This is a genomic window from Kribbella catacumbae DSM 19601, assembly GCF_000372465.1.
Taxonomy (GTDB): Bacteria; Actinomycetota; Actinomycetes; order Propionibacteriales; family Kribbellaceae; genus Kribbella; species Kribbella catacumbae.
This window is the reverse complement of sequence record NZ_AQUZ01000006.1, coordinates 256,000-281,999: the sequence shown is the minus strand read 5'-3', so window position 1 is coordinate 281,999 and position 26,000 is coordinate 256,000. Positions and strand designations below refer to the sequence as shown.

Sequence of the window (26,000 nt, the reverse complement as noted above, 5' to 3'; positions counted from 1 at the left end):
TTGTCTCAACACCACCATGTGTGGTCAACAAGAGACCCTGCTGCTGAAAACATGTACGCGTCCACTATACGGTTCCCGAAATACGGTCAACCCCAGCCCGAACCCCCCCCAGGGGTTTCGGTGACTCGCACGGTGGTTGGTTGATATTTCTATAGAGTTACGGTGACCATAGCGTCGGGGAAACACCCAGTCTCCATTCCGAACCTGGAAGTTAAGCCCGACAGCGCCGATGGTACTGCGACCGGGAGGTCGTGGGAGAGTAGGACGTCGCCGGACATTCACACTGTTAAGGGCCACCCACACCGGGTGGCCCTTAATGTTTGTGCCTGTACTTTTGTCTGAGCGCGTCATCACCTCGTACGACCGATAGGAGTCACCGTGGCTACGCCACCTCGCAACCCCCGCTCTGGTCCGGGCGATCGCTCCGGCCGTGGTTCGTCCGGCGGATCGGGTCGTGCCGGCGGCGGACGTTCCGGTAACACTGGAGGTCCTCGCTCCGGCGGTTCGGACTCCGGTCCCCGCGGCGGCAGCTCCTCCGGCGGCCCTCGTGGCTCGTCCGGTGCTCCCCGTGGCGGCTCTACTGGTGGACCCCGTGGCGGTTCTACTGGTGGACCCCGGGGCGGTAGCTCGTCGGGTGGTCCCCGTGGCGGTTCTACGGGCGGTCCTCGCGGGGGTAGTTCCTCGGGTGGTTCACGTGGTGGCTCCGCGGGCGGTTCGTGGAGTGCTTCTGGCGACGGGCGTGGTGGGGCTCCGCGTACGGGTGGCTCTACTGGTGGTCCGCGCAGTGGTGGGACGGGCGGTCCGGGAAAGTCGAGTTTTTCGCGAGACGACCGTTCGGCTCCTCGTCGTGATGACCGGTCTGGTCCGCGTCGGGACGACAAGCCGGCTCCGAAGCGGAACACGCGATGGGACGACAAGGGCGAGCCTGGCCGCGATCCGTTCCGCGGCCAGCTGCCGAACCGTGGCGACGACCGTGGTTCACGCCGCGACGACCGCTCCGGCCTAGGTTCCGACGGCCGCTCCGCTCCTCGCGGTGGCGACCGCGGTGCCCCGCGCCGGGACGACCGTGGTGGTTACAACCGAGAGGACCGCAGTACCCCGCAGCGCGACGACCGCGGTGGGTACAGCCGTGACGAGCGCAGTGCGCCGCGTCGCGATGATCGGGGTGGCTACGACCGCAGTACCCCGCAGCGCGACGACCGCGGTGGGTACAGCCGCGATGAGCGCAGCGCGCCGCGTCGCGACGACCGTGGCGGGTACGGGCGCGATGAGCGCAGTGCTCCGCAGCGTGATGAGCGCAGCGCCCCGCGTCGCGACGACCGTGGTGGGTATGGGCGCGATGACCGTAGTGCTCCGCAGCGTGATGAGCGTGGTGGGTACAGCCGGGATGAGCGCAGTGCGCCGCGTCGCGATGACCGGGGTGGGTCCGACCGGAGTGCTCCGCGGCGGGATGATCGGCCTGCGCCTCGGCGGGAGGAGCGGTCTGGACCTCCTCGGGATGGGCGGCCTACCGGGTTCAAGGGTGGCGAGCGGACTGGGCCGCGTAGTGATGAGCGGACCGGGTCTGTGCCTCGGCGCGATGAGCGGACCGGGTACCAGGGTTCGGCTCCCCGGCGGGATGACCGGTCTGGGCCGCGTCGGGATGACCGGTCTGGGCCGCGGCGCGAGGAGCGCGGTGGCCGGCGGAACGAGCGTGAGCGTGGCGAGCGTGGTGGGCGTGGGACCGGGCGTCAGGACGAGGAGAGGGTCGGTCCGCGCAAGGATGACCCGGTCATTCCGCCCGGGATCACCGGTGCGGAGCTCGATCGTGGGGCGAAGGCCGAGCTTCGGTCGTTGCCGCGTACCCTCGCCGACCTGGTCGCGCAGCACCTGGTGGCGTCCGGGCAGCTCCTGGAAGACGACCCGGAGCTCGCCTACCTGCACGCCAAGACTGCGCGGCGGCTCGCGGCGCGACTGGGCGGAGTACGGGAGGCTGTGGCTGTCACGGCGTACCTGTCGGAGCACTATGACGAGGCCTTGACCGAGTTCCGCGCGGTACGGCGGATGACCGGGAACCATGAGGTGCTGCCGGCGATGGCCGACTGCGAGCGTGCGCTCGGCCGGCCGGAGAAGGCGCTGGCGCTGTCGCGGGAGAAGCAGGTCATCGGGCTTGAAGAGGGTTCGCAGATCGAGATGCTGATCGTGGCGGCCGGGGCCCGGCGGGACATGGGGCAGACGGCGGCGGCGATCCAGACGCTCGAGATACCGGAGCTGACCAAGCGGACTCGCGCGGAGTGGTTGCCGCGTCTGCGGTACGCGTACGCCGATGCGCTGGCTGAGGCGGGACGGACCGAGGAAGCACTGGTCTGGTTCCACCGCGCAGCCGGCGCCGACGCGGACGGTTCCACCGGAGCCGCTGAGCGCGCCGCCGAACTCGAGGGCCTCCAGTTCACCGACCTGGGCCACGACGAGAACGACGCCGAAATCATCCTCGAAGAGGCAACCGACGACCTCGAGATCACCGACGAGGCTGACGTCGACACCGAAGCCGACGATGAGGCCGACACTGACGACGATGAGGTTGACGCCGACGCCGACGAGGTCGACTCCGACGACGAGGCCGATGCTGGCGACGATGAAGCTGAGCACAGCGGAGCTGAGGATGCGGTCGACGTCGAGGACGAGGTCGAGTCGGCGGATGAATCGGCCGGCGACGCTGAGGACGACGACGCTGCTGAGGGTGACGAGCAGGTCGATGGGAAGCTGAAGGACTGAAGTAGCTGGAACGGCCCGGGTGGGTGGTGGAGGAATCCGCTGCCTGCCCGGGCCGTTTGCGTTGCCCGGGTGCGGTGCTGGGGGAGCGACGAGAAAGCGGCGTGACGCCGGGCGGTCAGCTGAGCATGCGGAAGAGGAGGCCTACACGCGGTTTGGGGCCGAAGGAGGTTGCTTTCTGGGGGAGTATGACGCCGCGGAGGGCTGAGCGGAGTACCTGGTCCATCCGGGGTGCTACGAGCTCTACTGCGGCCTGCTGAGGGCCTGCGAGGGCTACTGCGTCGGTAAGTGCGTGGTGAAAGGTGATCTCGTCTGCGGGCACTCCCCAAGCCGGCAGCAGCTCCTCGTGCAGTAGGGCGACTGTCGGCGTCACCTGACCCTCTGTGGACTGCAGTGTCACCCAGGAGGTGCCGTCAGTGATGGCGATGCGGTCCGGCACGCCTTCCACCCGTCCGGGGAGCACCTGCCAGCCGGGCGGCGTACGGGATGACACCACGTCGAGTGTGAGCCCGGGGACGACGCGGTGGATTGGGTCGAGGGTCAGCGGGTGCCGCTCGTTGTCGACCAGCATCGCCAGGCCGACTTCCGTGCCTTCGCGGTCGGGTTCACGCCGGTTGCGTTCCAGGTACGCCGCGTAGCGGTGGTGACCGTCGGCGATCAGCGCCTCGTGGGTGGCCAGTTCATCGGCGATCTTGGCGAGGGTCTCCGGGTCGTCGATCCGCCAGATCTGGTGATGGGCGCCGTTCTCGGTGTCGGCGACGAGCCAGGGTTCACCCGATCGGGCGTCATCCACCGCGTCGCTGGCCGCACCGCCACCGCCGTACGCGAGCAGGATCGGCTCCAGATCGGCGTCCGTCGCCTCCATCAGCTCGAACCGGTCGTCGACCCAGTGCGGCATCACATTCTCGTGCGGCAGCACCACCCGCCGGGCCGGATCGAGCGCGAGCGACCCGACCAGACCACACAGCACCGCGCCCTGGAACTGCTGCTCGTAGACGTAGAGAGCAGGGCTGCGGTCCTGGATCACCACCCCGTCACGCTGCCAGTCGGCCAGCCTGCGCGCGGGCTCGTCATACCGGCCGGGACCCAGGTCGGGATCGCGTGGAAGGATGAGCCTCACCATGTTGTGGAGATCAGAGTCAGTCAGCCGCCGGACGATGGCGGGTTCCAGTACGTCGTACGGCGGCGAGGTCACCGCACCGAGTGCGCTCACCTTGCCCGCGACGAACCGCCAGGCCCGCAGCGGGTCGAGCCGCAACGCGCTTGCGGACGTTTCTGACATGGGCGGCATCGTACGGGGGGAAGCATGACCAAGGCACAGGAATCGCCCGCCCCGCTGTCGGCGTGTGACGAACCGCTCGCCAGCCGGTACGACGTGGCGCTGCTCGACCTGGACGGGGTCGTGTACGTCGGCCCAGATCCCGTACCGGACGCGCCGGACAATCTGCGCAAGGCCGCCAAAGAGGGCATGCGGATCGGCTACATCACCAACAACGCGAGCCGTCCGGCCTCTGTGGTCGCCGAGCACCTGGCGTCGTTCGGGCTGGATGTGATCGGCGAGGACGTCGTCACCTCCGCGCAGGCCGCGGCCAAGCTGATCGCCAAGGAGTTCCCCAAGGGATCGCCGGTGCTCGTGGTCGGCGGTGAAGGGCTGATCGCGGCGCTGGAGGAGTACGAGCTGCGGCCGGTCCGGAGCAGCGACGCGCACCCGGTGGCCGTCGTACAGGGTTTCCACCCGGACGTGAACTGGGTGATGCTCGCGGACGGTGCTCATGCGATCAACGAAGGCGCCAAGTGGTACGCGACGAATCTCGACCTGACCATCCCGACGGCGGGTGGCAAGGCGCCCGGGAACGGCACGCTGGTACAGGCGATCCGGGCGGCCGTCGAGGTGGATCCGGTCGTGGCCGGCAAGCCCGAGCCGCCGCTGCTGGAGACGAGCATCGAGCGGCTGGAGGCCAAGCGGCCGTTGATGATCGGGGATCGGCTGGACTCCGACATCGCCGGCGCGCAGGCGGTCGGGATCGCGAGCCTGTGGGTCGCAACCGGCGTGCACGACGCCCATGACCTCGCGGCGGCGCCGAAGAACGAGCGGCCGACGTACATCGGCGCTGGGCTGGGCGCCCTGCGGGAGAAGCACCCGGGCGTGACGGTCGAGGGCGGCAAGCACAGGTGCGAGGGTTGGGCGGCGACGGTGGTTGACGGCGCTGTGGCGGTGACAGGCGAAGGCGAGCCGTACGACGGGTTGCGGGCGATCCTGTCGGCGACCTGGGCAGCGGTGGACGCTCCGGCCAAGCCGGTCGCGAAGACTGCGGCCAAGACCTCCCGCGGGCGGCGGCCGCTGCCGAAGCGTGCTCCGGAGCCGGGGTCGATCAGGATCGACGAGGCGCTGCACCGGGTGGGCTTGAGCAAATAGCCAGCTGGCGGAAGGCATGGGTGGGCTGGTATTGCGGGGGCAGCGCGATACCGTGGCTGGCAACGAAGCCCAGACCGGGACGCCGGTGCCGGGACAGAGTTAACACGGAGGCAGTCATGGTGATGGATGCATTGCGCGGCTACGTACAGCTGGCGAACGGCCTGACCGAGGTGACGAAGCAGCGTGCTCAGCAGGCCGCGAAGGCCCTGCTGCAGCAGACCGGCGCTGACGCGCTGACGTCCGGTGTGACCACCAAGGTGAGTGACCTCGCCGAGGAGATCGTTGCCACCAGCAAGAGCAACCGCCAGCTGCTGCAGGCGATCGTGGCGAACGAGGTCGAGGGCGCGGTGGCGCGGCTGGGGTTCGTGCGGTCCGAAGAGGTCGCGGCGCTGAGCCGGCGGGTCGATGGGCTCGAGCGCGAGCTGGCCGATGCGAATGATGCTCTGGTCGCTGCTACCTCGGCGGCACCTGCTGCCGCGGCGGTGAAGACTCCGCCGATCAAGAAGACTGCCGCGACCAAGACGGCCGCGACGAAGACTGCCGCGAAGAAGACGGCGGCCAAGAAGAGCGCGGCCAAGAAGACCGCTGTGAAGAAGACGGCGGCGAAGAAGACGGCCAAGAAGGCCCCGGCGAAGAAGGCGTGACGTGACCGATCACCCCGGCGAGCAGTTCCCCCCGGCGGTCGACCCCGACGTCGAGCCGGGCTTCGAGCCCCAGCCCGACGAGAAGTCTGAGCCCGACTACGACAGCGAGCCCGGGCCGGATTCGCAGTACGAGTCTGAGCAGCCGAGTGCCTGGGTCAACCCCACTCTGCAGGGGCGGCCGCACACGGATCCCTTGCTGGCGGGCTTCACCGTGTACGGCGACCCCACGCCGGAAGAGCCCGAGGACACGGAGCAGGCTTTCGAGGCTTCCCTGGAAGAGCCTCCGGCGGAAGAAGCCACACGGCATTCCTTCGTAGACGACGGCCTGGACGACTGGTCAGACGACACCGAAACCGAACCCACACCTGAGCCGCCCGCCGACGAGGCACCGTCGCCGGCGTCTGCTGCGGCTACCGATGAAGCGCCTGCTGCGCAGGCGCAGGCGGACGATGCGCCTCCGGCGCAGGCGGACGATGTGCCTCCGGCGCGGGCACAGGAGAGCGCGTTTCCTCGGCCGGCTGTGCCGACCCCTGGGCAGGCGTTCGCCAGGCCTGCGGCGCCGTCGTCTTCCCCGGCGTTCGCCAGGTCCGCGGCGCCCGCGCCCGGGCAGGCGTTTCCGCGGCCCGCTGCGCCCGCGGCCCCTACATCGCCAGCCCCTACACCCGCAGCTCCCGCGCCAGCGCACTCAGCGCCAGCGGCATCCGCGTCTGCCCCCTCCGCGTCTGCGGCCGTAGTACGGGCTGAGGATGGCGGAGAGGATGGGGTGCATCCGTTGGTGGAGGAGACGATGGAGCGGCTGGATGGGTTGCGGGAGCGGCCTGTGGGGGAGCATGCGGAGGTTTATGCGGATCTGCATGAGCGGCTGCAGAGTGCTTTGGTGGAGGCGGACGCCGACCATGGCGACCGGGGTTGAGTGACCGCGGGGGACCATGGCTAAAGGGGTGAAGCGGTCCCGGCTGGATGCTGAGCTGGTACGGCGTGGGCTGGCGCGATCGCGGGAGCAGGCCAGTGAGCTGGTGCTCGCGGGCAAGGTGAAGGTTTCCGGCACGGTCGCGACCAAACCGGCGACGGGCGTCGGTGCCGATGCGGCGATCCTGGTCGACACCTCGGAGACCGACGATCCGGGGTACGCGTCGCGGGGCGCGCACAAGCTGGTCGGCGCACTGGAGGCATTCACCGAAATCCAGGTGAAGGATCGCCGATGCCTGGACGCGGGGGCGTCCACCGGCGGATTCACCGACGTACTGCTCAGGAACGGCGCGGCAAGCGTGATCGCGGTCGACGTCGGCTACGGGCAGCTCGTCTGGGCGTTGCAGACCGACGAGCGCGTCACCGTGATGGATCGCACCAACGTCCGCACGCTGACCCTCGAGGCCATCGGCGGCGACCCGGTCGACCTGGTCGTCAGCGACCTCAGCTTCATCTCGCTCACGCTGGTGATGCCCGCCTTGCTCGCCGTGGTGAAGCCGGACGGCGACCTGGTGCTGATGGTGAAACCACAGTTCGAGGTCGGCAAGGAACGGCTGGGCAAAGGCGGTGTCGTCCGCGACCCGGTACTGCGCGCCGACGCCGTCCGTGGCGTGGCCCGGAAAGCGGCCGACCTGGGCTGGGGCGTGGCCGGAGTCGCGGCCAGTCCGCTGCCGGGTCCATCAGGAAATGTCGAATACTTCCTGTGGATACGCCGTACAGCGCCTCCGCTCGATGAGACGATGCTCCGGACCGCTATCGAGAGCGGCCCGCAATGACCCGTATGACTCGGAAGGCAGGTCCCCGTGGTTGAGCAGCCGGTGTCCGAACCGCGGCGCGTGCTGCTGGTGACGCATACCGGCCGCGAGCTGGCCGTCGAGGTGGCCCGTGAGGCCCACCGGCTGCTGGCCGACGCCGGCCTGGTGATCCGCCTGCTCACCGACGAGGCCGAGGCGATGAAACTCGACCCGGTCGAGATCGCCGACGACCCGGACAAGGCCGCGCTCGACGTCGAGCTGATCATCGTGCTCGGTGGCGACGGCTCGATCCTGCGCGGTGCCGAGCTGGCCCGCCCGCACGGTACGCCGGTCCTGGGCGTGAACCTCGGCCATGTCGGGTTCCTCGCCGAGGCCGAGCGCGACGACCTGCACCGGATCGTCGATGTGGTGGTCAAGCGCAGCTACACGGTCGAGGAGCGGATGACGCTCGCGGTCGACGTCTGGTACGACGACGAGCTGATCTTCGACACCTGGGCGCTGAACGAGGCCAGCGTGGAGAAGGCGGCCCGCGAGAAGATGCTCGAGGTGATGGTCGAGGTCGACGGCCGGCCGCTGTCGCGCTGGGGGTGTGACGGTGTCGTGGTCGCGACGCCGACCGGCAGTACGGCGTACTCGTTCTCCGCCGGTGGGCCGATCGTCTGGCCCGAGGTCGAGGCGATCCTGATGGTGCCGCTCAGCGCGCATGCGTTGTTCTCGCGGCCGATCGTGGTGGCGCCGACGTCGCAGTTGTCGATCGAGCTGATCGCCGCGTGGCACGGGCGCGGAGTGCTGTGGTGCGACGGCCGGCGGATGGTCGAAGTACCGCCTGGTGCCCGGATCCAGGTCCGGCGTGGCAAGACTCCGGTCCGGCTGGCGAGGGCGCACGAGGTGTCCTTCACCGACCGGCTGGTGGCGAAGTTCGACCTGCCGGTCCTCGGCTGGCGGGGCGCAGCAGCGCGCAAGCGAAGCGCACAAGAGGAGAAATAGTGCTCTCGGAGATCCGCATCACCGGACTGGGCGTGATCGAGGACGCCACGCTGGAGCTCGATCCGGGCTTCACCGCGGTCACCGGCGAGACCGGGGCCGGCAAGACGATGGTCGTGACCGGGGTGAACATGCTGCTTGGCGGCCGGGCCGACAGCGGCCTGGTCCGGCACGGGGTACGGCGTGCGCGGGTCGAGGGGCGCGCGAGCGCGGTACCGAGGTCGATCGTGCAGCAGGCCGAGGATCGTGGCGGCGAGCTGGATGACGACGAGTTGCTGATCGCGCGTGAACTGTCGTCCGAGGGGCGTTCGCGGGCCTTCCTGGGTGGCGCTTCGGTGCCGGTTTCGGTGCTGGCCGAGGTGTCCGGCGATCTGGTCGCGATCCACGGCCAGGCTGACCAATGGCGATTGCTGCAGCCGGCCAGGCAACGCGAGACGCTCGACACCTTTGCTGGGAAGCCGGTTCTCGTTCCGCTGGGCGAGTACTCGACGGCGTTCCGGCGGCATCGTGAGATCGAGGCCGAGCTGACCGAGCTGACCACGCGCGAGCGCGACCGCTTGGCCGAGGCGGATCTGCTGCGCTTCGGTCTGGAGGAGGTCGCCAAAGCCGAACCGCTGCCCGGCGAAGATGTCGAGCTCGCGGCCGAGGAGGAGCGACTCGCCTACGCAGACGGCCTCCGTACTGCGGCAACGACCGCCGGCGAAGCGCTCGCCTCGGAAGACCTGGACTCCACCCGGCCGGCCGACGTACTCGGTCTGCTCGCCCTCGCGAAGCAGGCGCTGGACGGGGAGCGCGAGCACGACGTGAAGCTGGCCGAGCTGGCCGACCGCGCGAGCGAACTCGGCTATCTCGCCGCGGACCTGGCCGGCGAGCTCTCGTCGTACGCCGCGGATGTGGATACGGATCCCGCGCGGCTCGCCGTGGTGAGTGATCGGCGTTCCCTGCTGACGAACCTGGTCCGCAAGCACGGCGCCGAGCAGGGCACGGTCGACGAGGTGCTGGAGTGGGCGAAGCGGGCCGCGGCGCGGCTGGCCGAGCTGGAGGGCAGCGATGAGCGCGTCGAGCAGCTCACCGCGGAGCTGACCGAGCTCCGGGCCCAGCTGAAGGATCTCGGCGACCAGGTCAGTACTGCGCGCCGCGAGGCGGCGGCCCGGCTGGGTGTGGCGGTGTCCGAGGAGCTGAGTGGGCTGGCGATGCCGCACGCGAAGTTGACCGTGGAGATCCACGAGACGGCGGCGGGACCTTTCGGAGCGGACGAGATCGAGTTCTGCTTCGCGGCGAACCCGGGCAGTCCGGCTCGGCCGCTGCAGAAGGCGGCCTCGGGTGGTGAGCTGTCGCGGGTGATGCTCGCGCTCGAGGTGATCCTGTCGGACACGCATCCGGTGCCGACGCTGGTCTTCGACGAGATCGACGCCGGTATCGGCGGGCGGGCCGCGGTCGAGGTCGGCAAGCGGCTGGCCCGGCTGGCGGAGAAGGCGCAGGTGATCGTGGTGACGCACCTGCCGCAGGTGGCCGCGTTCGCGGATCGTCACGCTGTGGTGTTGAAGAGCGACGACGGCTCGGTCACTACCAGTGGCCTGGTAGCGCTGGACGACGATGCCCGGCTGAAGGAACTCAGCCGGATGATGGCCGGCCTGGAGAACTCCGACGCCGCCCAGGCGCACGCCGAAGAGCTCCTTGCCCTGGCCGCGGAACGTCACAAGAAGCCGAAGAAGAAGTCTGGTTCAAAAGGATGATTTAACGCACTGTCACCGGGGTAGATAGGCATGGAGGGCTGCCCGGGCGGTGTAAAAGGCGGGCGGAGGGCTCTTGACATGGCAGGATGAGTAACGCGATGAAACTGCCCAGCCTGCGGAGAGCACGCCCACCTGAACTGCCCGGGATCGCCGGGGTGGTCCGGCTCGATCGCCGTACCAAGAATCTCACCAAACGTCTGAAGCCGGGCGAGATCGCGGTCATCGACCATGTCGATCTGGACCGGGTCAGCGCCGAGGCACTGGTCGACTGCCGGGTCGCCGCGGTCGTCAACGTGGCCGACTCGATCAGCGGCCGGTACCCGAACCTCGGCCCGGAGATCCTCGTCGAGGCGGGCATCCCGCTGGTCGACGGGATCGGCCGCGAGGTCTTCTCGATCCTGCACGAGGGCGAGCGGGTCCGGCTGCACGACGGCATCCTGTACCGCGGTGAGGAAGTCGTCGCGAAGGGTGTCTGCCAGGACAGCCAGTCCGTCGCCGAGCTGATGGACGACGCCCGCGCGGGCCTGTCGACCCAGCTCGAGGCGTTCACCGCGAACACCTTGGAGTACCTGCGCCGCGAGCGCGACCTGCTGCTCGACGGCGTCGGCGTACCGGCAGTGCACACGTCGATGGACGGCAAGCACGTCCTGATCGTGGTCCGCGGGTACGACTACCGCGAAGACCTGGTCGCCCTGCGGCCGTACATCCGGGAGTACCGGCCGGTCCTGATCGGCGTCGACGGCGGCGCGGACGCGCTGGTGGAGAACGGCTACGTGCCCGACCTGATCGTCGGCGACATGGACTCGGTCAAGGACGAGACGCTGAAGTGCGGCGCCGAGGTCGTCGTGCACGCCTACCGGGACGGCCGCGCGCCGGGATCGGAGCGGCTGGAGCGGCTCGGGGTGGACTCGATCGAGTTCCCGGCCACCGGCACCAGCGAGGACGTCGCGATGCTGCTGGCCGATTCCAAGGGTGCGTCGCTGATCGTCGCGGTCGGCACCCACAACTCGCTGGTGGAGTTCCTCGACAAGGGGCGCTCCGGGATGGCGAGCACCTTCATCACCCGACTGCGGGTCGGTGCGAAGCTGGTGGACGCCAAGGGCGTCGGCCGGCTCTACCGAAGCCGCGTGTCGACCATGCAGGTGGCCTCGTTGATCGTGGCCGGCCTGTTCGCGCTCGGGGTGGCGATGGTGGCCATCGGCGCCGACGACGTGCTCTGGTCGATCCTGCGGGCGCGCTGGAACGACTTTGTCTATTGGATCCGGGAGCTGTTCACGTGATCGACTTTCGCTACCACATCGTCTCCATCGTGGCGATCTTCTTCGCCCTCGGCGCCGGTGTGGTGCTGGGTGCCGGGCCGCTGAAGGGCACGGGCAGCGACCTGGTCCAGGCGCAGGCCAACAAAGACCGGGCAACGGTCGAGGACCAGCGCCAGCAGTTGCTGCAGGCCAAGGCGCTGGACAAGTACCGCGACGACTACGTCGCCAAGGTGACCGCGGGCCTGACCGACGGCAAGCTGGCGAACAAGCGGATCGCGCTGGTGACGATGCCGAACGCCACCGGCGACATGACGGATCTGATCCAGGAAGCGATCGAGCAGGCCGGCGGCCAGGTCACCACCCGGGTCTCGCTGGACAGCAAGCTGTTCGACCCGGGACAGCGTCAACTGGTCGAGCCGCTGGTCAACGACCTCGTCACCAGCGACATCCAGTTCCCGGCCGAGAGCAACACCTACCAGCGTGCCGGGATGATCCTGGCCCGGGGCATCGCGGCCAAGGAAGAGGCCAAGCCGGTCGACTCGGAGTCGACCAAGATCATCAACGGGCTGGCCAGCGCGAAGCTGGTCTCGCTGAAGACGCCCAAGGACCGGGCCAGCCTGATCGTCGTAGTCGCCGCCAAGCCGCCGACGCCAGTGCCGGACAACTCGTCGTACAACGATGCGGTGGACTTCAGCGAGGGTCTTGATGAGGCCAGCGCTGGTGTGGTGGTCGCTGGGATGCCCGCGTCGGCGGAGAACGGCGGGCTTTTGAAGTCGCTGCGCGGCGATGCCGACGCGACCAAGGCGCTGTCCTCGGTCGACGTCGCCGACATTCCGAGCGGCCGGGCGACGGTCGTGTTCGCGCTGGTCGAGCAGGCAAGTGGCAAGGCGGGCCAGTACGGCGGGGTCGATGCGAAGAACGGCGTCGCGCCGTCGGCTGACATGGTGAAGGGCAACAACTGAGATGGGTCTGTTGGGTGCGGTGATCGCCGCTGCCGCTACGGCCGGGCTCGAGCGCGCGGCCGCGAAGCTGCCGAAGGAGAGCCGCGCGCCGCTCGAGCGGACCAACCACCGGGGCGAGACGGTCACGTTGCTGGAAGGTCCGGTCGCCGTGCTCGGTGCGCTGGCAGGGGTTGCGGCGAGTCGTTCGGATGGTCGGGTCAAGGCCGCTGCGTTGCTTGCGGGGTCGGTGTCGGGTGCTGTCGGTGCGTATGACGATCTTGCCGGGGCGACCGAAACCAAAGGATTTCGGGGTCATCTGACTGCACTGCGCCGTGGTGAGGTGACGAGTGGGGCCGTGAAGATTCTCGGCGTTGGAGCTGCTGGTCTGGCTGCCGCAACTTTGCTGCCTCGGCGGTCGAAGGGGTTGGGTGCGGCTGTCGAGATCGTTGCCGATGGCGCCTTGATTGCTGGTACTGCGAATCTTGCTAATTTGCTGGATCTTCGCCCGGGGCGCGCGCTGAAGGGCATCACTGCGGTTAGCGGGCCGGTTGCGGTGGTCGCTGGAGGTCCTGCGGCGGCTGTGGTCGGTGCTGCCGCGGCTGCTGCGCCGTCTGACTTGGGTGAGCGCTCGATGCTGGGTGACTGCGGAGCCAACGGTCTCGGCGCGATCACCGGTACTGCGCTGGCTTCGGCCCTGCCGCGACCGTTGAAGGTGCTAGCTCTTGGCGCTGTTGTCGCGCTCAACCTGGCGAGCGAGAAGGTCAGCTTCACCAAAGTGATCGCGAACACCCCGGTACTGGACAAGCTCGACCAGTGGGGCCGACGACCCCGGTGAGGGGCCGTTGCATATCGCGGGTGACGCCGTGAGTACGGGCGGGCGTATCGCTCGGGCAGCGTTGCTCGTTGCAGGTGTGACGGTGCTTGCGCGGGTGGTTGGGTTTGGGCGGTGGCTGGTCTTTTCCAAGACGGTTGGTGCTGGGTGTCTTGCCGACGCGTATGCGACCGCGAATCAACTGCCGAACGTCGTGTTCGAGATCGTCGTCGGCGGTGCGCTCGCTGGTGCGGTGATCCCGGTTCTGGCGGGGCCGGTTGCTCGTGGCGATCGGGCCGCGCAAGGTCGGATCATCGGCGCCTTGCTGACTTGGTCGTTGGTACTGCTGACGCCGTTCGCCTTGCTGGCTTGGGTTTTCGCCTCGCAATACACCTCAGCGATACTGGATGCAGGACCAGAGTGCGCCGGCTCCGGCAGCACGGCGACCCGGATGCTGTTGATCTTCGTGCCCCAGGTCTTCGGCTACGCGATCGCTGTGGTCGCCACGGCCGTCCTGCAGTCCCACAAGCGCTTCGCTGCAGGTGCAGTAGCTCCGCTGATCTCCAGCCTCGTGGTGGTAGCGACCTACTTCCTCTTCGCCGCTGCGGCTCCCACCGCTGACCAGGCATCGCAGGGAGCCGCCGACTTGCTTGCCTGGGGCACCACTGCAGGTGTGCTGGCATTAGCGCTCACTGTGCTCGTCCCGATGCTGCTGCTACGCCTGCCGATCAGGCCGACGCTGCGACTCGATCCAGGTGTCGGTCCGGTTCTACGCAAGCTCGCGCTGGCCGGCCTCGCCGTACTGGTTGCCCAGCAGTTGGCCTTTGTCGTGACGACTTACCTGGCGAACCACAGAGGTGCTGCAGGGAGTATCGCGGTCTACACGTGGGCCAATGCGGTCTACCTGCTGCCATACGCAGTACTGGCTGTCCCGATCACTACTGCAGTCTTTCCTCGGCTGGCGGCTGCATTTGAGTCCGGCGAGTCAACTGCCTTCGACTTGTACGCCGCTACCTCAACGCGAGCCGTCATGCTCGCCGGGGGAGCCGGTGCCGCGTTGCTAGTCGGTACTGCGGTCCCGGTCGCCCGGATCTTCGCCTACAACGACGGGCGCGTGCAGGAGGCGCAGGCCTCGTCGCTGGGCGCAGGGCTCGTCGCCTTCGCTCCAGCGATCATCGGCTTTGCCGTGTTGATGCATCTAGGCCGAGTTCTCTACGCGCGGCATGCCGGTCGGCAGGTTGCACTAGTGACGGGTGGCGCCTGGCTGGCCGTCGCTGTGGTCGGCGTACTGCTGACGCTGCGGTGGGACGGGGTAGACGCGGTTGGGGCTCTGGCGGCCGCAATGTCGGTCGGCATGCTGGCAGGTGCAGTGGTCCTCCTCGTAGTGCTCCGCAAGGTCGCCGGCGGCGGTGCCGTCACCGGCTTGCCACGTGCGACCGTCGCTGCTTTGGTGGGAGCTGTGCTGGCGGGGGCAGCCGGCTGGGTAGTGGCGTTGTCTGCCGCGGATGGTGGCTGGGGGAGTGCCCTGCTGTTCTCGATACTGTCCGGCCTGGCCGTCGTGATCGTGTACGCCGTGGTCGCTGTCGCCCTGGACCGTCCGGACGCCCGAGCGCTGTTGCGCCGTGGCGTGCCAACCGTTGTTGAGGAGACGTCATGAGGATCGGCTTGCTGCTGGCGGAGTCCCGGGGCGGAATCGGGCAGCACGTCGCTTCACTGGTGCCGCGCTACATCGAGGCCGGCCATGAGGTCGTCCTCTGCGGTCCTCCCGGTACTACGGACCACTTCGACTTCGGCGAGGCCACTGTGGTCGCGCAGACCGTTGGGCTGCGCGGGTGCGACGTGATCCACGCCCACGGCTACCGGGCCGGTACTGCGGCTCTGCGCGACCGGGCACGGCTCCGGCCGCTCGTGGTGACGTGGCACAACGCAGTACTGACTACTGGGCCGCGTGGGCTCGTCATGCGGCTTGGGCAGCGACTGGTTGCTCGTGGAGCCGACCTGACCCTAGGGGCGTCTAGCGACCTCGTAGAGCTCGCCAAGTCCCTGGGCGCCCGGAAGGCCGAGTTGGCGCCCGTAGCTGCTCCCGCTCTGCCAGAGACCCGTACGCCGGCCGCCGTGGTCCGGGAGTCGTTGGGGCTGGGGGACGAGCCGCTGGTCCTCTCGGTGGGCAGGTTGGCGCCACAGAAGGACTACCCGACGCTACTGTCCGTGGCGGCTGCGGTTGCGGCTAAGCAGCCGGAGGCGGTGTTTGCCGTCGTGGGGGACGGGCCGCTCAGGGACAACCTGCAGGCGCGGATCGACGCCGAGGGCCTCCCGGTGCGGCTGCTGGGGCACCGGAGCGACGTCGCCGACCTGCTTGGCGCGGCTGACGTGTTCCTGCTGACCTCGCACTGGGAGGCGCGGGCGCTAGTGCTGCAGGAGGCGGTCCAGGCCGGAGTGCCGGTCGTGGCGACGGCGGTTGGCGGCGTACCGGAGTTGGTGGGCGACAGCGCAGTACTGGCTGCTCCGGGGGATGCGGAGGGGCTGGCGGCCGGAGTACGGGAAGTTTTTTCTGATCCCGCGAAGGCGGCCGCTATGCGGACAGCAGGCTTGGAATTGGCCGCAGGATGGCCGGATGAAGACGAAGTCGCAAAGAATCTGCTCGACATCTACGCGGGTCTCGTCGCGACCACTGGTTGACAAGAGGTAGGCTAAAAGCCCGTGGACAGAGCTTCGTTCGGGCAGCAGACCAAGCACGTATTCGTCACCGGTGGCGTGGCATCCAGTCTCGGCAAGGGGCTGACAGCGTCAAGCCTCGGCAGTCTGCTGACGGCACGGGGCATCCGGGTCACCATGCAGAAGCTGGATCCGTATCTCAATGTGGATCCCGGCACCATGAACCCGTTCCAGCACGGCGAGGTGTTCGTCACCAACGACGGCGCCGAGACCGACCTGGACATCGGGCACTACGAGCGGTTCCTCGACCGGGATCTCTCCCAGGTCGCCAACGTCACCACCGGCCAGGTCTACTCGTCGGTGATCGCGAAGGAACGCCGCGGCGAGTACCTGGGCGACACCGTCCAGGTGATCCCGCACATCACCAACGAGATCAAGGACCGGATGCTGGCGATGGCCGGCCCGGACGTGGACGTCGTCCTGCACGAGATCGGCGGCACGGTCGGCGACATCGAGTCGCTGCCGTTCCTCGAGGCCGCGCGCCAGGTCCGGCACGACGTCGGCCGCGACAACGTGTTCTTCCTGCACATCTCGCTGGTGCCCTACATGGGTCCCAGCGGTGAGCTGAAGACCAAGCCGACCCAGCACTCGGTCGCGGCGTTGCGCTCGATCGGTATCCAGCCCGACGCGATCGTGTGCCGCGCGGACCGGCCAATCCCGGACGGCGTGAAGCGCAAGATCTCGCTGATGTGCGACGTCGACGTCGAGGCCGTGGTGGCCGCGCCGGACGCGCCGAGCATCTACGACATCCCCAAGGTGCTGCACAGCGAAGGGCTGGACGCGTTCGTCGTACGGCGGCTGAACCTGCCGTTCCGCGATGTCGACTGGACCCGCTGGGACGAGCTGCTGCGGGTCGTGCACCAGCCGGCCGACCAGGTCACGGTCGCGTTGGTCGGCAAGTACATCGACCTGCCGGACGCGTACCTCTCGGTCGCCGAGGCGCTGCGGGCCGGCGGTTTCGACAACGACGCCAAGGTCAACCTGCGCTGGATCGCCTCCGACGGGTGCGCCACTCCCGAGGCGGCCGCGCGGCTGCTCGGGGACGTGGACGCGGTCTGCATCCCGGGCGGCTTCGGCGTCCGCGGGATCGAGGGCAAGATCGGCGCGATCCGGTATGCCCGCGAGACTGGCATCCCGATCCTCGGGCTGTGCCTCGGCCTGCAGTGCATGGTGATCGAGGTCGCCCGCGACCTGGCCGGCCTGGTCGACGCGAACTCCAGCGAGTTCGACGCGGACGCGGAGCAGCCGGTCGTCGCGACGATGGAGGAGCAGAAGCACATCGTCGACGGCACCGGCGATCTGGGCGGCACGATGCGGCTCGGCCTCTACCCGGCGAACCTGGCCGAGGGCTCGATCGTCCGCAGCCTGTACGACGCGCCGTCGGTGCAGGAGCGCCACCGGCACCGGTACGAGGTCAACAACGCCTACCGCGACAAGCTGGAGGCGGCCGGCCTGGTGTTCAGCGGCACGTCGCCGGACAACGAACTGGTCGAGTTCATCGAGCTGGACCGCTCGCTGCACCCGTACTTCGTCGCCACCCAGGCGCACCCGGAGCTCCGCTCGCGGCCGACCAAGCCGCATCCGCTGTTCGCTGGGTTGATCGCTGCTGCGTTGGTGCGGCAGCGGGAGTCGCGGCTGCCGGTTGAGGACGTCGCCAAGCCGGCTGGTTCTGGTGCTGCTGCAGTTGCTGGCAAGTCTGGTGGCTCTGCTTCTGCTGGTGCCGGTGCTGCCGGTGGTGGTGCTGCAAAGCCTGGTGCTGCCAAGGCGAAGGGGGCTGAGTCCAAGGGCGCTGGCTCCAACGCTGCTGGCGCTGCTGGCGCCGCTGGAACTGCTGGGGCTGAGACTGCGAAGGCGCGATGACCGACCACCCGGTACTCCGCTTCGGCGCCGGGCTGGCAGACTCGCGCGAGGCCTGGGAGATCTCCTCGTCGGAGGTCGTCCACTCGACCGGCCGGGTGATCTCCGTACGGCGTGACCACGTGGTCCCGCCGAATGGTGGCGAGTCCTTCGTGCGGGACGTGGTGGTGCACCCCGGCGCTGTCGGGGTGGTGGCGCTGGACCCGGACAACCGGATGCTGCTGGTCCGGCAGTACCGGCATCCGGTCGGCTACCGCCTGCTAGAGCCGCCTGCTGGGCTGCTTGACGTCGCGGGTGAGGAGTACCGGCTCGGGGCTGAGCGTGAGCTTTGGGAAGAGGCTGCCACCAAAGCTGCCGACTGGCGGGTGCTGGTGGACGCCTTCACGTCGCCGGGTCTCACCAACGAGGCGGTGCGCATCTTCCTGGCGCGGGACCTGTCCGAGGCGACCGAGACCTACAACCGCCTCCACGAGGAAGCCGACATGGAGACCGTCTGGGCTCCGCTGGTCGACGTCGTGGGCGCAGTACTGGCCGGAGACCTCCACAACCCGATCTTGGTGATGGGCGCGCTAGCCGCCTGGTCAGCCCTCAACGGCCCAGGCTTCGACAACCTCCGCCCGGCCGACTCCCCTTGGCCGGCCAAGGACTAAGGGCAGCCACATCCAACTTGGGCGCAGCATCGGCTATATCGTCGACCGAGCCCACCAGTGGTGGGCTTGAACACCTTCTGGTGTCCTTGAACAGGGTGCACCTTGTTCAAGGTCACCGTTGGGGGTCGGAGCCCACCACCGGTGGGTTCGGCTGGCGGCAGAGAGGCCGACGGCGACGACCCCCCTTGGGGCACGATGCCGGGAGGGGGTCGCCACCTACAGCGCCTCGACCCGCGCGGTCGTTGCGCCGAATTCTGCGAGCACCAGGGCACTCCGGACGCCCGCGCATACCCGTCTTCGGTCAGCAACCGCTTCCCTCGGCGTGTCGGCCGTCAGGGCGAGGCCGTGCGTGCGCAGCGGTCCGCGCCTTCGCCACGGCGGCTGCGCGTCGTGCACCCGAGCTGATTCCATGTGTCCCGACCGACAGGACATAGTGCCTGTTTTGCGGTCGATCGCCGGCTCTCTGAGCGTGGCGCCCGGCCGAACGACCGACTATGTCCTGTCGGTCGGGACAGTAATTGGGGTCAGGCGGGTGTTGGGGTGCGGAAGGAGCGGCGGTAGGTGTCGGGTGGGACGCCTACTACTCGCTTGAACTGGCGGCGGAGGGTTGTTGCTGTGCCCATGCCGGTTGCGGTGGCTACTGTCTCGATGCTGTCGCCGGTGGACTCGAGTAGCTCTTGGGCGCGGCGTACGCGCTGGACTAGCAGCCACTGGAGTGGGGTCTGCCCTGTCACTGCGCGGAACTGGCGGCCGAGGTTGCGGGCGCTCATGCTGGCCTGCCTGGCCAGATCGGTGACTGTCAGCGGCTGGTCTAGGCGTTCTTGGGCCCAGCTGAGCAGGCCGGCCAGTAGGTGATCGCCGGACACATGCAGCGGTGTGGCGACGAACTGCGCCTGGCCGCCGGGCCGGTGGGGTGGCATGACGAGGCGGCGGGCGACTGTGTTGGCGATGGTCGCGCCGTGGTCGAGGTGGATCAGGTGGATGCAGAGATCGACGGCCGCCGCCTTCCCTGCCGCGGTGAGCACACTGCCGTTGTCCGTGTAGAGCACGTCCGGGTCGACGAGCGCCTCGGGGTGGCGGGTACTGAGCGCCGCCGTGTGAGCCCAGTGCGTTGTAGCGCGTCGCCCGTCGAGCAGGCCTGCGGCGCCAAGCGCGAAGGCACCGGTGCACAGCGACGCGATCCGGGCACCCGCGTCGTGGGCCGCGCGGATGGCTTCGACGAGCTCCACCGGCGGCGGTACGTCGACGTCTGCGCAGGCCGGTACGAGCACGGTGTCGGCGGTGACCAGGCGCTCCAACCCGTGCTTGGGCTCAAGCGTGAAAGGGCCGATCTGCGTGGGTCCGGGTCCGCAGAGCAGTACGTCGTACCAGTCGTCCTCGGCGACTCCGTTCGGCGGCGTGCTGAAGATCTCGTACGCCACTGCCAGCTCGAAGTGCAACAGGTGACCGGCAGTCGCCAGTGCGACGGTGTGCATGTCCGAAAGTGTACGCATGACGTCGTTCCGGACTCTCACGGAAAGCATTCGTTGTCGGCGAAACTAAGTGCATGGAAACAGCGAAAGCAGTGGTGGTCTACGGAGCGACCGGGCATACGGGACGCTTCATCGTCGCGGAACTGATCGAGCGCGGCTTCGTCCCGATCCTCTCCGGGCGTGACGCCTTTCGGCTCGAAGTACTGGCCAAGGAGTGGGACGGCGTGGAGGTGCGGCCGGCCACGGTCGACGATCCGGCGTCCCTGGACCGAGCCCTCGAAGGCGCCGCGGCGGTCATCAACGGTGCCGGGCCCTTCGCCGTAACGGCCGGGCCTGTCGTCGAGGCCGCCATGCGTGCGGGGATCCCGTACGTCGATGTCGCGGCGGAGCTCGAGGCGAATGCCACCATGTTCGCCGACTACGCAGAGGCCGCTCGGACGGCGGGCGTTGCCGTAGTACCGGCGATGGCTTTCTACGGCGGGCTGGGCGACCTGCTCGTGACAGCGGCCATGGGCGACTGGACCAGCGCTGACGAGGCGCACATCGCGTACGGGCTGACTAGCTGGCACCCCACGCCAGGCACCCGTACTGCGGGCCGCGTGTCCCACGAGCGTCGCGCCGGCCGCCGGGTGCGGTTCAGGGACGGCGAGCTGCAGTACCACGACGACAAGCCGGTGCAGCAGGACTGGGACTTCCCGGAGCCGCTGGGCCGACGGGCAGTGATCGCGGAGTTCACCATGGCCGACGTCATCACCGTCCCCAGCCACCTGCCGGTACCCGAGGTCCGCACCTACATGACCGTCGAAGCCGCCAAGGACCTGGCCAGCGAGGACACCCCTGAGCCGGTGGCAGTCGACAACCAGGGCCGCTCAGACCAGACCTTCGCAGTGGACGTCGTAGTCCGCGCCGGAGACGTAGAGCGTCGCATCACAGCCCACGGTCAGGACATCTACGCCATCACCGCACCCCTGGTAGTAGAGGCAGTCGCCCGAATCCTGACCGGCCGTACGCACGCCACCGGCGTCGCCTCAGCCGGCAAGATCTTCGACGCCGAGGACTTCCTCCGCTCCTTGTCCCCAGCGCTGACGATCACTTCCTAAAGCCGAAGTGGCCGCGGGGGATCCCGCGGCCATCCGGACTGACTAGCTAGTGCCCCAGGGAGCGGGCGATGAGGATGTCGGTCTTGCGGTTGGGGGCGCCGTCTACTGGGGCCGGGTCTTCGGGGGTGGGCTTGACGCCGGCTGCGGCGATCTTGTCGAGGGCCTTGAGGCCTAGGCGGTCCACAGAGCCGAAGACGGTGTAGTTCGGGCGGAGGCGGGAGTCGGCGAAGACCAGGAAGAACTGGCTGCCGTTGGTGTTCGGGCCGGCGTTCGCCATCGCCAGGATGCCGCGGGCGTAGACCTTGCGGGTACCGGTGGTGTCGCCCGGCCAGTTGGGCAGGTCGGTGGGGAGCTCGTCCTTGTACGAGTAGCCGGGGCCGCGCTCACCAGTACCGCTCGGGTCGCCGCACTGGAGCACCTTGAGGGTGGGGTAGAGCGTCAGCCGGTGGCAGGTGGTGAAGTCGTAGAAGCGGCTCTTGGCCAGGTGCAGGAAGCTCTGCACCGTGCAGGGCGCCTTCGCGCGGTCCAGGGACAGCAGCATCGGGCCCTGGTTGGTCGCCAGGACGACCCTGACGACGCCCTTGTCCGGAGTAGGCGTCGGGTCCGGCGGCAGCGACACCGGCCTGGGCGACGGGTCGTCGGGCGTCGCGGTGTAACCGCACGGGCCGCTAGTCGTCACCGTATTGGTGGCCGGGTCGGCGGCGGGCTGGGCGAGCGCCGTACCGGTGGTGGACAGCAGACCTGTGACGGTCAGCGCCGCGCAGGCGATGACGCTTCTGGCTTTCATAGATGGTTCTCCTCAGGGCGTTCGGGATCAGCCGGTGGCCAGCGTGAAGATCCGCAGGTCGCGGTTCTTCGGCAGCGTCACGCTAACCGGTGTCTTGCCGGTCGGGAAGGTGAACGGCGCGGTGGCGAAGATGTGGGTGGCGACGTTGTCCCTGCCGCCGCCTGCTTCGTTCCGGTACGGCGTACTGGCGACGACCAGGTTGCCGAAGTGGACGGTGTCGCCGCCGCCCCCGAGAGTCCAGTCGCTGAAGGAGAGGTCCACGAGCTGGGTGGAGCCGTCGGGGTAGTTCAGCGTCGCCTTGGACTCCTGGTTGCCGTTGACGGCACTGCCGACGAAGGACAGCTTCGTCGCACCGGCGGGAAGACCAAGGTTGAGCAGTTGGCCGTCTGTCGGCACGTTGTCGGGATCACCAGCCGGTACTGCGGGCCACGTGAACGTCAGGCCCTCCTTGGTGACAGTGCCGCCTGGGGTGAGTCCCGCTGCAGCCAGAGCCTGTCGGGAGTAGCTGACGCCACCACCGTCGTAGTCGGCTTCGTTGTGATCGCCGGTGTCATCCGATGCCGCTACACCTTCGCGGAGTACGGAGAAGGAGTTCGGCTCGCCCACAACGACGGTGAAACCCAGCCGGGGCAAGGCTGTGCCGTCCGCGGCTTGTAGCGCCACAGTGACCGAGTAGCGGCCGTCCGGAGTACCAGGGGCTGCTGTGATGGTCACTGGTGCAATGCCTACTCCACTGGCTGGGTCCACGGTGAATGTGCCACTTGTTGGTGACGCGGTGAGGCCAGCTGGCGTTGTCACGGAGTACTGGACGGTGGTCGCGTTCCCGCTGAGCCTGTGGGCCTTGATGGCGACAGGGGAGCTAGTGGTGCCAGGAGCGACTACTACCCGACTGGTGTCGGTAGAGGTCTGGAACGGCAGCTCACCTGTCCGCCACGACGGCGGTGCATCGGCAGGGGCGGCTCCCCAGGCAGTGTTGGCTGCAGTGCCGAGCTCGTAGTCGAGAGTGCCGCCGTGCTTGACGAAGGACTCGGGCAGCCACGGCTTGGTCGACGTACGGCCGTCCACCTTCAAGCTCTGGATGTACTGCGCCGGCGCGGCGGGCGCATTGATCTGGATCGTGCGGCCGCGGTCGCGGTGGATGACAGCGCGCGGGAACAGCGGTGCGGCCACTTGGAGGTCCGCCCGGCTCGGCACCTCGGGGTAGAGGCCGAGAGCTGTCCAGACGTACCAGGACGACATGGCGCCCAGGTCGTCGTTGCCGGGGATGCCGCCGGTGGTGGTGTTCCACAGCTGAGTCGTTGCCTGGCGCAACGTTTCCTGCGCCTTGTAGGGCTGACCTGTGTAGTTGTAGATCCAGGGCGTATTGATGGACGGCTCGTTGTCCATCTCGGCGTGCAGGGCGCCCGCTCCGGTCAGCGCCCAGTTGCCGTCCTGGTCCTTGAAGAACCCGTCCAGCCTGCTGCTCGCCTTGGCGACCCCGCCCATCGCGTCGAAGAGCCCGGCGCGGTTGTGCGGGATCATCCACGTGTACTGCGCGCTGCTGCCCTCCGCGAACCCGTCACCCGTCGACGGCTCGAACCCCGGCCAGGCGCCGTTCTCGTCACGGTTCTGGATGTAGCCGCCGTTCTCCGGGTTGAACACGTTCTGCCAGTACTGCGACCGCTTGAGGAACTTGTCGTACGTCTTCTTGTCGTTGGTCTTCAACGCCAGCTGGGCGATGGCGAAGTCCGCAGTGGTGTCCTCGAGTGTCTCGACGGCTCCACCCCAGGCATTCGACTTGGTCGGGATGTAGTGCAGTGCCAGGTACTTGTCGAGGGACGGGCGCTGGCCGATCGACATGACAGGCTTGCCCGCGGAGCTGAGGTCCTTGGCCGTCGGTACCGTCGCCGCCTTCACCAGTGACTTCAAGGCGTCGCGGGCATCGAAGTTGGTGCCGCCGAACGCGTAGATCCCAGCAAGCGCCGGTGCGGACGGATCGCCGGTCATGACCGCAGTACTGCCGGAGGCGTGGGTCCAGCGGTCCCAGATGCCGCCGTTCTGGTCAGCGTGGTTGAGCAACGACTGCGCGATGTCCCCGGCCTTGCGAGGCTCCAGTAACGCCAGTAGCTGTACCTGCGACCGGTACACGTCCCAGCCGGAGAAGGTCGCGTGCTGCGCCTCCTGCGTCCCCCGCACGCGGTGTCGCTTCTGGTCGAAGCCCCAGTACTCGCCGTTGACGTCGCTGAAGACATTCGGGTGCAGCAACGCGTGGTACAGGGCTGTGTAGAAGGTGGTGCGCGACTCCGGCGACCCGCCGGTGACCTCGATCCTGTCGAGCTGCTTGCGCCAGGCCTGCTTGGCAGCGGCCGCCGTGTTCTCCAGTGACGTGCCGCGCGGGTTCTCGGCATTCAGGTTGGCCTGGGCGTTCTCCTTGCTCACGTAGGAGATGCCGATGCGCATGGTGACGTTCTTGGCGTCGAAGCCGACGTACCCGCCGGATCCCTTGTTGGGCGGCATCCAGCCGTCAGTGCCGTACGTCGTACCGCCCTGGGTGCTGGTGCTGCCAGGGGTGACGGTGGTGTCCTTCCACGTCCCCGTACGCGCGAACGGCTGGTCGAACTCGGCTACGAAGTGCAGCGTGTAGTAGCTGCGCTGGCCGACGGAGGCCAGGTAGCCGCAGAAGTTGCCGCTGGTCACGGAGCCGCTGATGGTCCGCGTGACCGGGTCGATGGCCACCTGGGCGTCGCTGCTGCCCACCTCGGAGTTGGAGGTGCGGAAGAGCAGGGAGGCCGGCTTGTCCGCCGGGAAGGCGAATCGAGCCGAGCCGGTCCTCGGAGTGGCCGCGAGCTCGGTAGTCACGCCAGAGTCGAGTCCCACCTTGTAGTAGCCCGGCCTGGCGATCTCGTTGGCGTGGGAGAAGGTACTGGCGTAGGTGGCGTCCTTGGCATCTGCCTGTGGAGAGGTGGTGACCTCACCGGCGTACGGGAAGATGGGGATGTCGCCGGAGCCGCCGGCACAGCCAGTGCCCGACATGTGGGTCAGGCTGAAGCCGCGGATCCTCGTAGCGGAGTACAGGTAGCCGCCAGGCGCTGCTGTGCGGTAGGCGTTGCCTCTGCTCGTCTCCGGGCTGAAGGAGAACATCCCGAAGGGTGTCACCGCGCCGGGGAAGACGTTGCCCAGGTTGGACGTCCCGATGAGCGGGTCGACGTGCTCTGTCGGGTCCGGCGAACTAGTGGTGATCCGCGACGTCCCGATCGCTTCAGTGGCGCGCAGACCGGGTGTCGCCGTAGTCGGCTGGGCCTTCCCACTAAGACTCGGTGGCGCCGGACTGGGCCCGGCGAGTGCTGAGGTTGTCAGCGACACGGCTACGATCAAAGACCCAGCCAGTACTACGGCCGCGCGGCGGCGCAGGGCGGACTTCTTCAAGGGGTTCCCACCTTCGACGTCGAAGATCACGGGCGGCGTGACATCGTTGTCAGCAATAAATAGCCGACCCCGCCGAGCACCGTCAAGAGATCGCGCACGTTCCGCAACTCTTCGACCCCGGAGCGCTACCCATCCGCTGATTGCAGGAACGTGCAAGATCGCTTCCGCTGCCGACCGGAAGTGGAGAGGATTCATCCCGCTGGCCACGCCTGACCCAGATCAGCTCCGATGACCACCCGAAGGGACCCGCCGTGAAACCGCTCCCGGCTCTTGCTTCCGTCCTTCTGCTTGCTGCAACTTCCATCGGCCTCGCGCCAGGTCTCGCCGGCGCCGCCGCGGACCCCAACTGCTCGGGCTACGGCCTGGACCACGTGGTGTCCGCCAACTACATCAGAAATCGGACCAACGGCACCGAGGTGGGCTCGGTGCAACTCTGCTATCGGACGGAGAACTTCGACACCCATTACTGGACCGCAGTCACCCTCTACTACACGGTTGGCACCGGGGAGAAGGCGGATGGCTTCCTGCGGATGTTCAAGGACAAACTGGGGAACACTGAGGAGCCTGGGCCGGCGAGATGTGGAGACGTGGCCGGTGGCGGTACGGGCTACATCACCAGTGCCCGGAGGACCTGTGCGTCGGGACCCAGGCGACTGTTGGCCGATTACTACTATCGCGCAGACGCATACGTCTACAACACGAACGGCATCATCGTTGCCGCCGGTGCCACGGCCATCAAGTAGCCCGC

20 protein-coding genes and 1 rRNA gene are annotated in these 26,000 nt (G+C 68.3%); 17 read left to right on the top strand and 4 right to left on the bottom strand.

Features of this window, described 5'->3' with window-relative positions; all coding sequences use genetic code 11:
• Positions 1-158: 158 nt before the first annotated feature.
• Positions 159-276: ribosomal RNA gene (rrf, locus tag A3ES_RS0109490) — 5S ribosomal RNA — on the top strand.
• Between the two features lie 1,557 nt (positions 277-1,833).
• Positions 1,834-2,754, top strand: a complete 921-nt coding sequence (locus A3ES_RS0109480; protein WP_020386563.1) for a tetratricopeptide repeat protein — start codon at positions 1,834-1,836, stop codon at positions 2,752-2,754.
• A 115-nt stretch (positions 2,755-2,869) separates the two neighbouring features.
• Here A3ES_RS0109480 and A3ES_RS0109475 read toward each other — a convergent pair whose 3' ends face one another.
• On the bottom strand, positions 2,870-4,033 hold the full coding sequence (locus tag A3ES_RS0109475) for a DUF1015 domain-containing protein (protein ID WP_020386562.1): 1,164 nt from the start codon (positions 4,031-4,033) through the stop codon (positions 2,870-2,872).
• A 24-nt stretch (positions 4,034-4,057) separates the two neighbouring features.
• Between A3ES_RS0109475 and A3ES_RS0109470 the strand changes: the two genes are divergently transcribed.
• The 13 genes from A3ES_RS0109470 to A3ES_RS0109410 all read left to right on the top strand — a co-directional run bounded on the left by A3ES_RS0109470 (position 4,058) and on the right by A3ES_RS0109410 (position 18,488).
• Positions 4,058-5,167 carry an HAD-IIA family hydrolase gene (locus tag A3ES_RS0109470; RefSeq protein ID WP_020386561.1) on the top strand — a complete coding sequence of 370 codons (1,110 nt, stop codon included), beginning with the start codon at positions 4,058-4,060 and terminating at the stop codon, positions 5,165-5,167.
• Between the two features lie 116 nt (positions 5,168-5,283).
• On the top strand, positions 5,284-5,811 hold the full coding sequence (locus tag A3ES_RS0109465; protein ID WP_020386560.1) for a phasin family protein: 528 nt from the start codon (positions 5,284-5,286) through the stop codon (positions 5,809-5,811).
• A 1-nt stretch (position 5,812) separates the two neighbouring features.
• Complete coding sequence (locus A3ES_RS0109460; RefSeq protein ID WP_020386559.1) at positions 5,813-6,724, top strand: hypothetical protein; 912 nt, start codon at positions 5,813-5,815, stop codon at positions 6,722-6,724.
• Between the two features lie 16 nt (positions 6,725-6,740).
• The gene (locus tag A3ES_RS0109455) at positions 6,741-7,556 is read left to right on the top strand and encodes a TlyA family RNA methyltransferase (protein WP_040454280.1); all 816 of its coding nucleotides are present in this window, start codon (positions 6,741-6,743) and stop codon (positions 7,554-7,556) included.
• 27 nt (positions 7,557-7,583) lie between these two features.
• Positions 7,584-8,522 (top strand): NAD kinase, encoded by a 939-nt coding sequence (locus A3ES_RS0109450; protein ID WP_020386557.1) that lies wholly within the window; start codon positions 7,584-7,586, stop codon positions 8,520-8,522.
• Entirely contained in the window at positions 8,522-10,255 is a 1,734-nt protein-coding gene (gene recN, locus A3ES_RS0109445; RefSeq protein WP_020386556.1) for a DNA repair protein RecN, read from the top strand. Before A3ES_RS0109450 ends, recN begins: the two co-directional genes overlap by 1 nt.
• A gap of 98 nt (positions 10,256-10,353) precedes the next feature.
• A complete protein-coding gene (gene steA, locus A3ES_RS0109440) occupies positions 10,354-11,535 on the top strand; it encodes a putative cytokinetic ring protein SteA (protein ID WP_020386555.1) in 1,182 nt (393 codons plus the stop codon).
• Positions 11,532-12,476 carry a copper transporter gene (locus A3ES_RS0109435; protein ID WP_020386554.1) on the top strand — a complete coding sequence of 315 codons (945 nt, stop codon included), beginning with the start codon at positions 11,532-11,534 and terminating at the stop codon, positions 12,474-12,476. The genes steA and A3ES_RS0109435 overlap by 4 nt, the downstream gene beginning before the upstream one ends.
• Position 12,477: 1 nt before the next feature.
• On the top strand, positions 12,478-13,290 hold the full coding sequence (locus A3ES_RS0109430; RefSeq protein ID WP_020386553.1) for a hypothetical protein: 813 nt from the start codon (positions 12,478-12,480) through the stop codon (positions 13,288-13,290).
• A 76-nt stretch (positions 13,291-13,366) separates the two neighbouring features.
• On the top strand, positions 13,367-14,923 hold the full coding sequence (gene murJ / locus A3ES_RS0109425; RefSeq protein WP_237744896.1) for a murein biosynthesis integral membrane protein MurJ: 1,557 nt from the start codon (positions 13,367-13,369) through the stop codon (positions 14,921-14,923).
• Complete coding sequence (locus tag A3ES_RS0109420; protein ID WP_020386551.1) at positions 14,920-15,945, top strand: glycosyltransferase family 4 protein; 1,026 nt, start codon at positions 14,920-14,922, stop codon at positions 15,943-15,945. Before murJ ends, A3ES_RS0109420 begins: the two co-directional genes overlap by 4 nt.
• A 21-nt stretch (positions 15,946-15,966) precedes the next feature.
• Positions 15,967-17,841 (top strand): CTP synthase, encoded by a 1,875-nt coding sequence (locus tag A3ES_RS0109415; RefSeq protein ID WP_020386550.1) that lies wholly within the window; start codon positions 15,967-15,969, stop codon positions 17,839-17,841.
• Positions 17,838-18,488 carry an NUDIX domain-containing protein gene (locus A3ES_RS0109410; protein WP_020386549.1) on the top strand — a complete coding sequence of 217 codons (651 nt, stop codon included), beginning with the start codon at positions 17,838-17,840 and terminating at the stop codon, positions 18,486-18,488. The genes A3ES_RS0109415 and A3ES_RS0109410 overlap by 4 nt, the downstream gene beginning before the upstream one ends.
• A 524-nt stretch (positions 18,489-19,012) precedes the next feature.
• Here A3ES_RS0109410 and A3ES_RS0109405 read toward each other — a convergent pair.
• Positions 19,013-19,963 carry a helix-turn-helix domain-containing protein gene (locus A3ES_RS0109405; RefSeq protein ID WP_020386548.1) on the bottom strand — a complete coding sequence of 317 codons (951 nt, stop codon included), beginning with the start codon at positions 19,961-19,963 and terminating at the stop codon, positions 19,013-19,015.
• Positions 19,964-20,034: 71 nt separating this feature from the next.
• On the opposite strand from A3ES_RS0109405, the gene A3ES_RS0109400 reads away from it, so the two are divergent.
• Positions 20,035-21,060 (top strand): saccharopine dehydrogenase family protein, encoded by a 1,026-nt coding sequence (locus A3ES_RS0109400; protein ID WP_026162710.1) that lies wholly within the window; start codon positions 20,035-20,037, stop codon positions 21,058-21,060.
• 46 nt (positions 21,061-21,106) lie between these two features.
• Here A3ES_RS0109400 and A3ES_RS0109395 read toward each other — a convergent pair whose 3' ends face one another.
• Both A3ES_RS0109395 and A3ES_RS0109390 read right to left on the bottom strand, forming a co-directional pair.
• On the bottom strand, positions 21,107-21,847 hold the full coding sequence (locus A3ES_RS0109395) for a peptidylprolyl isomerase (protein WP_020386546.1): 741 nt from the start codon (positions 21,845-21,847) through the stop codon (positions 21,107-21,109).
• Positions 21,848-21,874: 27 nt separating this feature from the next.
• A complete protein-coding gene (locus A3ES_RS0109390; RefSeq protein ID WP_237744895.1) occupies positions 21,875-25,252 on the bottom strand; it encodes a GH92 family glycosyl hydrolase in 3,378 nt (1,125 codons plus the stop codon).
• A gap of 251 nt (positions 25,253-25,503) precedes the next feature.
• Between A3ES_RS0109390 and A3ES_RS0109385 the strand changes: the two genes are divergently transcribed.
• Entirely contained in the window at positions 25,504-25,995 is a 492-nt protein-coding gene (locus A3ES_RS0109385; RefSeq protein ID WP_020386544.1) for a hypothetical protein, read from the top strand.
• The last annotated feature ends 5 nt before the right edge of the window (positions 25,996-26,000 follow it).

Bases quoted from the DNA above. Each gene is read 5' to 3' on its own strand.
- A3ES_RS0109475 (WP_020386562.1), bottom strand. From the start codon at position 4,033: ATGTCAGAAACGTCCGCAAGCGCGTTGCGGCTCGACCCGCTGCGGGCC.
- A3ES_RS0109470 (WP_020386561.1), top strand. From the start codon at position 4,058: ATGACCAAGGCACAGGAATCGCCCGCCCCGCTGTCGGCGTGTGACGAA.
- A3ES_RS0109465 (WP_020386560.1), top strand. From the start codon at position 5,284: ATGGTGATGGATGCATTGCGCGGCTACGTACAGCTGGCGAACGGCCTG.
- A3ES_RS0109455 (WP_040454280.1), top strand. From the start codon at position 6,741: ATGGCTAAAGGGGTGAAGCGGTCCCGGCTGGATGCTGAGCTGGTACGG.
- steA (WP_020386555.1), top strand. From the start codon at position 10,354: ATGAAACTGCCCAGCCTGCGGAGAGCACGCCCACCTGAACTGCCCGGG.
- A3ES_RS0109430 (WP_020386553.1), top strand. From the start codon at position 12,478: ATGGGTCTGTTGGGTGCGGTGATCGCCGCTGCCGCTACGGCCGGGCTC.
- A3ES_RS0109420 (WP_020386551.1), top strand. From the start codon at position 14,920: ATGAGGATCGGCTTGCTGCTGGCGGAGTCCCGGGGCGGAATCGGGCAG.
- A3ES_RS0109410 (WP_020386549.1), top strand. From the start codon at position 17,838: ATGACCGACCACCCGGTACTCCGCTTCGGCGCCGGGCTGGCAGACTCG.
- A3ES_RS0109405 (WP_020386548.1), bottom strand. From the start codon at position 19,963: ATGCACACCGTCGCACTGGCGACTGCCGGTCACCTGTTGCACTTCGAG.
- A3ES_RS0109400 (WP_026162710.1), top strand. From the start codon at position 20,035: ATGGAAACAGCGAAAGCAGTGGTGGTCTACGGAGCGACCGGGCATACG.
- A3ES_RS0109395 (WP_020386546.1), bottom strand. From the start codon at position 21,847: ATGAAAGCCAGAAGCGTCATCGCCTGCGCGGCGCTGACCGTCACAGGT.